The organism is Streptomyces panaciradicis (genome assembly GCF_023516615.1).
Taxonomy (GTDB): Bacteria; Actinomycetota; Actinomycetes; order Streptomycetales; family Streptomycetaceae; genus Streptomyces; species Streptomyces panaciradicis.
The window spans coordinates 1-9,150 of record NZ_JAMGBF010000206.1; the positions used below are offsets into that span (position 1 = coordinate 1).

Below are 9,150 nucleotides of genomic sequence, written 5' to 3' on the forward strand. Positions count from 1 at the left end.
CGTCGGAGGAAGCGCCGAGGGGGAAGCGGTACTCCAGGACTTCATCGGCACTGAGGACATGGCGCTGGAACTGGTGGAGGACTTCCACGCCCTGGCCCCGCTGATCGCCGAACTCGACGAACGAGACCGGCAGATCATCCACATGCGGTTCGTGGAGGAACTCAGCCAGGCCCAGATAGGGGAGTGCCTCGGCGTCTCGCAGATGCACGTCTCCCGCCTGCTCTCACGTTGCCTGGCCCGACTGCGGGACGGACTGCTCACCAACGGCTGACCGGGGGCTCGTACGAAGACCGGATCACCGGCCCGCACCCGGTCGCTATGGGGGTCGGCGACTCTCAGGCGAGTCGCGGTCCAGCCTCGACACCTGACGGCGACGTGTGCAGCTGAAGGTGAGCGACGATCTTTTTGCCCGCGTCCAGAACTACGGTGTGCAGCTGGTCGCAGAGTCGGCTGATCAAGTAGAGGCCGTGCCCGCCCACGCGACGGGCGTTTCGTTCACGCAGTTCAGGAAGGCGAGGAGAGCTGTCCCTCACGCTGATGCGCAACAGGCTGGCATCAGCGGTCAGTTCCACCTCCAGGGCACCCGGGCCGGGTGCGTGGCGCGCCGCGTTGGTGACCAGCTCGCTGACGACGAGCTGAGCGTCCTGGCTCGACGTGTGGTGAGGGCCGAGGCCGACCTGGGCCAGGACCGCGCGGATCGCCGCTCGGGCATCGGCGGCCGCCACCTCTGATGTGTGCCAGACGGCACTGAACCGAAGCGGGGGCTCTCGTTCCTCTGGGGCGTGATCCTTCGATGCCGTGACCATGGGCGTCCTCCCGCGGGGCGAACAGGGCCCCTTCATCGCGAAGTGTCGATACCATCGCCTACCCGCTGTCGTCGCGTTCACCAGCGGCACTGAGGGGCCACACGTGCAGGGCACCAGCCGTACTGCTGCGGGAGCGGCGGAGAAGGTCAGTACGGCGTCCAGCACGGCTGGTCCCCGCCGCGGCCCGCGGACGTCAACGATCGCACTGCATGACGCAGTTACCGGCCCCGGCCGGGACCCACCGGCGGCTGGCCGGCGCCCTCGTCCGCCGGCAAGGACGCCGGCTGCTCCGCCGGCCGGGGGAGGGGAGAGCCGGAGTTGGCGGTACGGGCGGTGGCGTGTTCGGTCCGGGGCTCGCCCGTCCGACGGGTTCGGCGCAGGGCCAGGTGCAGGGCCGGGATCAGCATGCAGGTGACCACAGCGCTGTGCCACAGCAGGTCGTCGAGCCGGCCGGCCGCGAGGTAGGCGCCCGCGGCGACCGCCGCCAGCGCGCACACCCCGCGGTCCACGATGCTTTCCACGGAGAGCAGCGTGGCGCGTGGCGTGTCGGCCGGGACGGCGTCGTTGACGAGCTTGCGTTGCACCGGGTAGACGAACCCGGTGATCGCGGCGAACGCGCACAGCAGTGCGATGACGAGCCACGGTCCGCCGAGGGTGGTGGCCGCGAGGGTCACGGCCAGTGCCACGCTCAGCAGGGACACCCACTGAGCGGCGGACAGCCGGCGGCTCAGCCAGCGCGGGCGTGCCGAGGCCACGGCCTCGGCGACCGTCATGGCCGCGAGCACGCTGCCGCTCGCGCCCTCCTTGATGCCGTGGTCCAGGAGGACCGGCTGGAAGAGGTTGACCTGGCAGATGCGGGCGAGCGTGAACACCGCGACGCCCTGCACCATGAGCAACGGCAGCCACGGTGAGGCGCGCAGGGCCCGCAGGGCGGCCCCCGTGTCGTGCAGGAGGGTGCCGCGCCGTCGTCCGCCCGCGTCGGGCCCGGCGTCCGGGCGCGGGGCGAGGCGGGGCAGGGCCAGCGCGCACAGCAGCGAGCCGGCGGCGCAGGCGGCGCTCAGGACGTACGGCGTCGGCCGGGCCAGCGTCATCAGCGGGCCGACCAGCGGCCAGCACAGGACCTTGGCGGCCAGCCCGAGGGAGCGCGCGCTGCCCTCGGCGTCCAGGTAGTGCGCGTCGGCCCCTTCGGCGCGCAGCGCGTCGTAGAGATAGGCGCTCGCCGCGCCCGACGCGAGGGAGCGCCCGGCGGCGATGGCGAGGAAGTGCACGAGGAAGCCGGTGTAGGAGGGGGCGAGGACGGGCGCCAGGTTGGCGGCCGTCATGACGACCGCGCCGGTGCGCAGGCAGTTGCGGGCGCCGATGCGGTCGGCGATCACTCCGGTCGGGATCTCGAAGAGGCAGAACGCGGTGTAGTAGATGCTCTGGATACCGAAGATCTGGCCGTCGGACAGGCCGGCCTCGCGCTGGTAGGCGTAGAAGACGGGCATCCACCACAGCAGGTTGAACAGCAGCTGGAAGCCGTTGTTGAGGCGGATGACGCGGCGCGCGGCGGGGGAGGGGGCCGGGCCGGCACGGCGGGCGGCGCGGGCGGGCATCGGGCGGCTCACCGGGCGTAGGGGCGGATCTGGACCAGCCGGAAGTCCCCTTCGGCGGTCATCAGCCACTCGATGTCGAGGGCGTCGTCGGGGTCGTCGGCGCTGAAGTGGGACTGCAACAGGCGCCCGGTGAGGGCCAGTCGGGCGAGCGCCGCGCGGGTGGGGGCGGGCAGGTCCTCGCCGGCGGTGCCGACGTCGAGCGTGCGCCCGCCGCCCTCGACGGTGTTGTACAGGTACTGCTGGGGCAGCACCGTGCCGTCCACGACGTGTTCCGGCGAGCCGGGGGCGCAGTTGACGTACACGTTGCGGAAGTCCTCCCGGCGGGTGGGGTTGCAGGTGACCAGGACGCCGCCGAGGCTCGCGGGCAGGTACTCCTGGACGATCACGCCCATGTAGGTGTCGTCCAGGCAGATGCCGACCTCGTGCCGCAGGCGCACGCTGCGCGGTGACAGCAGGGACGCCCACACCTGCCGTACCGCGTCCAGGAGTTGTTCCGCTCCCCGCACGGTGGTCACGGAGTCGTAGATCCCGGCGGCCGAGAAGCCGGGCAGGTCCTCGGCGTTGGAGGAGGAGCGCACCACCATGCGGAGTCCGTCCGCGAGCAGCCGCGGCACCGCGGAGGTGATCGCGCGGGTCACGTCCGGCGGTACGGGCGTGGCCCGCACGAGCTGCTGCAGATTGAGGCACAGAGGGTCCACGAGGTCGAAGGCCTCGAGTTCCAGGGCCATCTTCAGCTTGCCGATGCCCTGTTGGAGAGCGGGGGAGGAGGTGAGGAAGAGGTGGTGCAGGCGGAAGGGCAGCGCCACGCCCTCGGGTGCCCGCACGGTGTCCGCCACATACCGGGCCGCGGCCGTCCTGAGGCGCTCGGGTGAGGCGGCCTGCTCGCCGAGTCGGGCCGCCAGGTGACCGAGGAGGTCGCGGCGCGGCGGACGCGGCAGGGCGTGGAACACCGTCAGGTCGGCGGTACGGCTGTCGAGGACGTGGTGGAGTTCGCCGAGGTTGGCCGCCTTGGTGCCGTAGCTGTCACGGTCGGTGCGCCGCAGCCGGTGCAGGGCCAGCACGGGGGCCTCGTCGAGGAGGGGCGTGTCGATGCGGATGCGCTGCTGGTGCCAGGCGGGTTTGGTCAGCCGGGGCGGCGTCGCGAGCGGCTCCAGCGTGACGGCGTCCTCACTCACCCGGTAGCGCACCCAGGTGCCCTCCAGGCTGCCCCGCCCGTCGAGGGTGCCGGGCTCGTCGAGGGCGTCGAGGTCGCGGACGACGGCGTTCGGGATGCCCCAGCCGGAGGCGAGCACGTTGGTGTGCGACAGCGGGGTGATGGGCGTGGTGTTGATGAAGCCGGCCACCCTGGGCACGTCGTCGGGCAGGCGGGGCATGGCGACGATGTCCGCCCAGCCGAGGTCGGCGGCGGCCGCCTCGTACGCGGCCATGGTGCGGAAGTGCCGCAGACGGCCCTCGGCCTGCCCGGGGTTGAGGCAGGTGCGGGTGCGGTCGCCGAACAGCTTGTGGCTGAGGACGCGGGGCACGACCGCCTCGGGGATCGAGGCGAGTTCCGCCTCCTGCCCGTGGTTGGCGGGCTTCAGCAGCAGCGGGAGGCGTCCGTCCAGGCGCCCGCGCACATAGAGGTGGAACTCCTCCAGCAGGGCGCCGTGCATGGTGTCGGCCTCGGTGGTCTCCAGCACCAGGAAGGGACACTCGGTGCCGTCCGCCGCCCGGTCGGTGTGCAGGGACAGCACGCCCAGCAGGAAGCGGCGGTCCGGGTCGGTGTACACGGACGCGTTGAACGCGTCGAGGTCGGCGTCCAGTTCGTCCACTGTCATGCCGAGGATGCGGGTGGCGATGTAGTTGACGTGGAAGGGGTGGACGCGGGTGTCGAGGAGGTGCCAGGTGCAGGTGTGCCGGTCGACCACGACCTTCAGGTAGGGGTGCCCGGCGAGGACCCCGGACAGGGTGCGGAACAGCGGCAGCGTCAGGTTGGCGCCGACGACGGTGCGGTCGCCGCCCGTCTCGGCCGGGTCGGTGCGGTCCAGGGTGGAGGTCATGCCCGCGCTCCTTCCGTGGCGTGCTGGGGCAGGAGATCGGGCAGGGCGTCCACGAGGGCGGTGAAGTCGCGGACGACGGCCTGCGGATGGTCTGCGGACAGCAGGCACAGCGCGGCCATGGTGTTGGCGCCCGCGGCCGGGTCGTAGACGGGGACGGGGGAGCCGTCGGGCAGCGAACTCTCCTCGACGACGCGCAGCCTGCTGCGCGCTCCCACCGGGGCGGACCGGACCACCGCGGCGGAGTCCCACAGGTGCCGGCTCGGCCATGGTGCGCCCGCCCCGTCCACGGCGAGGACGACCAGGGACCCGGCCGCGCCTTGGGCGTCCCCGGGTGTCAGCGCCCTGGGAGGCCAGTCGGGCGTGGCGCCGAGCAGCTGGTCGGTGAACAGGCCGACCAGGTCGATGCCGAAGACCTCTTCGATCTGCGGGACGGTCATCGCGCCGCCGAAGCGCGCCGCCGTCTCGATCACCCACATGCGCCCGTCGGCGCCCAGCTTGATCTCGGTGTGGGTGCCGCAGTCCTCCAGGCCCAGTGCGTCCACGGCCTGCCGGGCCAGTGCCACGATCGCGGCCTGCGCCTCGTCCGTGACGGCGGCCGGGGTGATGCCGGCCCGTTCGGTGAACGGCGCCACGGTCGGCATCCGGCCGCTCACGCAGACGGGCCGGAAGACGCCTTGCATGACCACGCCTTCGACGCTGACGTAGTCTCCCCAGCCCGGTCCCTCGAACCACTGCTCCGCGCAGCCGGTGACGATCTCCTCCACGATGAAGTCCTCGCCGGCGTCCGCGACATGGAGCTCGGCGTACCCCAGGCGCGCCGACTCGGTCATGACCGCGCGCGAACGGGCCCACGCGGACGGGGCGTCGGACGGTGCCGAGATGATCTGGTGCGCGGTCGAACCGGCGCTCCAGGCCGCCTTCAGCAGGAGCGGGGACGCTAACTCACGTGTGGCACTTCGCAGTTGCTCCAGCGTGGCGACGGGCCGGAAGTGGGGCTGGGGGATGCCCCGGCGTTCCCAGGCCGTGCGCATGAGCCGCTTGTCGCGGGCGAGGGCCGCGGCGGGGCCGGCGCCGCGCAGCCCGAGCAGCCGGGCGGCCTCGGCGACCGCGACGACCGCGTACTCCGAGAAGGTGACCACCGCGTCGGCGCCGACCTCGCGAGCCCGGGAGGTGATGGCCGTGACCAGGTCGTCCGCTCCCGCGTCCCCGGCGGCGACCTCGGAGGCGCACCACGCACGGGTGCGCGCCGCGCTGTGGGCGGGCAGTTCGCTCAGTGCCAGCAGGTGCACCTCGGCCCTCGCCGCCACCCTGGGCAGGGCGTACCCGACCGGGGGACCACCCTTGGCGTGCACGTACAGCACCTTCGCCATGGAACTTCAACTCCTCTTCTCGTTCAGCGACTTGCTCGGTCGTCACTGCGCGTGGACGGACAGCGGGGCAGCGCGGCGACGAGTGCGAGGCGACGAGGCGGCGGGGTTCCGGCGCGCCGTCTGTGTGCCTGCGCCCGCCGCACGGGCCGCCGTCCGGCCTGCCGTCCGCGTGCGCCGTACGACGGTTCCCGTCCAGCGAAGCAGTCGGGTTTCCCGGCTCTCGCCGCTTCGAGCGCGCTCGTCTCAGGCACATGCCTGAGTGAGCTCGCGGGCCGGTGCCAGGTCGGGCCGGCGGCGGGCCGCATGGCTCGGCATGTACGGGACACGGATGAGATGTGACACACCGTGACATCCGTACGCGATTCAAGGAGTTGGGCTGTGGACGAGGCCGATTTCAAGACGCTGCTCGCCCGTCTGCCGGTGTCCTGGTGGGAGACGGACGCCGACTCGGGGCGGCTCCGCAGCGGGGGCGGAGCCTTCACCGACGAGCACACGGCACACCGTTTCCTGAAAGCCCTTTCCGCGGAGACAGCGGGGACAGGGGGTCTGTCGACCGCCCGGCCGGGTGACGGCGCGCGGCTCGGCGAGGGTCCTCGACCCGTGGGCGGTGCACCGTCGAAGGAGGTCCACCGCCGCACCCGGTTCGAAGGCCGCACCTTCGACGTCACCTGGTCGGCCCGGGGTGGCGACGCCCGGCGTCGGGGCAGTCGGGGCATGGCGGTGGAGGTGTGCGGCGGCGCCCCGGCGGGAGCCGGTGCCTACGCTTCCTTCGCTGATCTGAGCCCTGCGGCGATGTTCGTGCGCGACGCCGCCGGGTGCTATGTGTGGGCCAACCACGCCTACGCCCACCTGTACGGCACCACGCCCGACCGCATGGTCGGCCGACACCTCGGCGATTTCGACGCCCCGGACGACGCGGCCCGGTTCATGGCGCTCGACGACGAGGTCCTCACTGGCGGCCACTCCCTGCGCCACACGCTCACCTACCGGCGCCCGGACGGCTCGCCCGGCCACGCGGCCGGATACCGCTTTCCGGTGTCCTGGGGTGACCAGCGCTGTGTGGCGGGCACCTACGTGGATGTCAGCGAGTACACCCACGCCCTGGACGGCAGGCACCGGGCCGAGGAGGACCTGCGCGCGCTGCGGGACCACAGTGGCCTGCCCTGCGTACGGCTGTCCGCGGACGGGGTGGTGGACGAAGCGAGCGCCGCGGCCGCGGAGTTGCTGCGCCTGCGGCTGGGCGACCTGGTGGGCTCCCCGGCCGACTCCCTCCTGGCCGAGACCCCGGAACGCGCCGCGCTGCACGCCGTCTGGGGCGAACTGACCGGCGGGCGGCGCCGGAACGCGCAGTCCAGCGCCGTGCTCGTCGACGGGGACCGGCGCCTGCGCCGCGTGTGGGTGCACCTGAGCGTCGTCAACCGCTCCCGGGGGCGGGAGCCGGGCGTGTGGGCGGTGGTCACACGGCCCGGCCTGAGTCACGAGCCGCATCCCGCGCTCACGCCGGCCCAGGTGCGGATACTCGCCCTGCTGGCCGCGGGCCACGACAACGCCGGTGTCGCCGCGGCGCTGCGCCTGTCACGGCAGACGGTCGACTACCACCTCGCCCGCCTCCGGCGGCTGTTGGGCGCCGCCACCCGACCGGCGCTGGTGGCCCGCGCCTACGTGCTCGGCATCCTCTCCCCGCACTCCTGGCCGCCGCGCTCCACCACGGCGGCGCATCCTCTCAGCCCCGCCTGACCGGTCGTGTTCCCGATGTGCTTCGGCCCGGCCACCGATGTGTGCCCCGGCGGTGAAGGACCTGTGGGGGAGTTGTCGGACCTTGGAAACGGGTGTAGCGCTGGCGGGCACGACTGGGGTTCTGTCGTGTTCACCTCTCCAACCCCCCACATTCCATGGAGACTTCATGTTCGCCGCTGCCGTCAGGCCGTCCAACGTCCGAGTGGCCAACGGTCATTCGACGAGACCGGGCCCGGCCGCAAGACCGTAGCCGTCGGGGCACGCGGCCCCCGCCGACCGCTCGGCCACCCGGCCGCGCGTCACCGGTCGTTCGTGTCTCTGGCCGTACACACGCCATCCCGTCGCACCCGCACTCGGCGTCGACCGCCAATGTCCCGGGCACTGCAAGTTGTTGAAACTTGTCATGTCCCGGACAGGCTGGCCGGGCACGACCATGTCCGCGGGCCAGGCAGCGGCGCCGCATCGACCACCCCTCACGCCCAACCGGCGGCACCTGCCGTTCGGACCACCCCCCACACCCCTTCAGAGGAGTTTGAGTGACCTCCCGTTCCCAGCGTCACCAACACACCCTGCTGGCCCTCGCCACCGCCGTCGCGGCCGGAGCGCTGCTGAGCACCACCCTCGGCGGCCCGGCCACGGCACAACCGACGGCACAGGACCGCCCCGGCGCGGCCGCGGTCGCCCTGTCCGCCACCGCCCACACCGCCCTCCTCCAGCAGGCCCGGACCTCGGCCGCCGCGACGGCGAAGGCGATAGGACTCGGCGCCCAGGAAAAGCTGGTCGTCAAGGACGTCGTCAAAGACGCCGACGGCACCGTGCACACGCGCTACGAGCGCACCTACGCCGGTCTGCCCGTGCTCGGCGGCGACCTGATCGTGCACACGGCGAAGTCCGGCAAGCGCGAGGGCGTGACCAGAGCGGTGCAGGGCTCGCTCAAGCCCGACTCGCTCACGCCGCGCATCGCCCCCGACCGGGCCGAGCACCAGGCCCTCGGCGCGGCGAAGGCCGCCGGCTCCGAGAAGTCCCGCTCCTCCCGGGCGCCGCGCAAGGTCGTCTGGGCCGCGTCCGGCAGGCCCGTCCTCGCCTACGAGACCGTGGTCGGCGGCCTCCAGGACGACGGCACCCCGAACGAACTGCACGTCATCACCGACGCCGCCACCGGCCGGAAGCTGTTCCAGTTCCAGGGTGTCGAAACCGGCGTCGGCAACACCAAGTACAGCGGGAAGGTGGACCTGACGAGCACGCAGTCCGGCTCGTCGTACACGCTCACCGACGCCTCACGCGGCGGCCACAAGACGTACGACCTCGCCCACGGCGAATCCGGCACCGGCACCCTGTTCTCCCAGGACAACGACACCTGGGGCGACGGGACCACGGCCTCGGCGGCGACCGCCGCCGCCGACGCGGCCTACGGCGCTCAGGAGACCTGGGACTTCTACAAGAACACCTTCGGCCGCTCCGGCATCAAGAACGACGGCGTCGGCGCCTACTCCCGCGTCCACTACGGCAACTCGTACGTGAACGCCTTCTGGGACGACAGCTGCTTCTGCATGACCTACGGCGACGGCGAGGGCAACAACGACCCGCTCACCTCGCTCGACGT

The 9,150-nt window shown here is 72.5% G+C and carries 7 protein-coding genes; 3 read left to right on the top strand and 4 right to left on the bottom strand.

The genetic code is table 11. The features are described from left to right. The coding region (locus tag M8J74_RS40755) for a sigma-70 family RNA polymerase sigma factor (RefSeq protein WP_249841230.1) at positions 1-271 on the top strand (271 nt) is incomplete at its 5' end. Positions 272-335: 64 nt separating this feature from the next. On the opposite strand, the gene M8J74_RS40760 is transcribed toward M8J74_RS40755, so the two are convergent. The 4 genes from M8J74_RS40760 to M8J74_RS40775 form a co-directional block, all read right to left on the bottom strand. Beyond that, on the bottom strand, positions 336-725 hold the full coding sequence (locus M8J74_RS40760; RefSeq protein ID WP_249841231.1) for an ATP-binding protein: 390 nt from the start codon (positions 723-725) through the stop codon (positions 336-338). A gap of 299 nt (positions 726-1,024) precedes the next feature. Then, entirely contained in the window at positions 1,025-2,401 is a 1,377-nt protein-coding gene (locus M8J74_RS40765) for an MFS transporter (RefSeq protein ID WP_249841232.1), read from the bottom strand. Positions 2,402-2,409: 8 nt separating this feature from the next. Then, a complete protein-coding gene (locus tag M8J74_RS40770) occupies positions 2,410-4,440 on the bottom strand; it encodes a PEP/pyruvate-binding domain-containing protein (RefSeq protein WP_249841233.1) in 2,031 nt (676 codons plus the stop codon). Further along, the gene (locus tag M8J74_RS40775) at positions 4,437-5,810 is read right to left on the bottom strand and encodes an ATP-grasp domain-containing protein (protein ID WP_249841234.1); all 1,374 of its coding nucleotides are present in this window, start codon (positions 5,808-5,810) and stop codon (positions 4,437-4,439) included. The genes M8J74_RS40770 and M8J74_RS40775 overlap by 4 nt, the downstream gene beginning before the upstream one ends. 378 nt (positions 5,811-6,188) lie before the next feature. Between M8J74_RS40775 and M8J74_RS40780 the strand changes: the two genes are divergently transcribed. After that, the gene (locus M8J74_RS40780; protein ID WP_249841235.1) at positions 6,189-7,547 is read left to right on the top strand and encodes a PAS domain-containing protein; all 1,359 of its coding nucleotides are present in this window, start codon (positions 6,189-6,191) and stop codon (positions 7,545-7,547) included. Between the two features lie 536 nt (positions 7,548-8,083). After that, positions 8,084-9,150: M4 family metallopeptidase (locus M8J74_RS40785; protein ID WP_372500429.1), on the top strand; the 1,067-nt coding region annotated here is incomplete at its 3' end.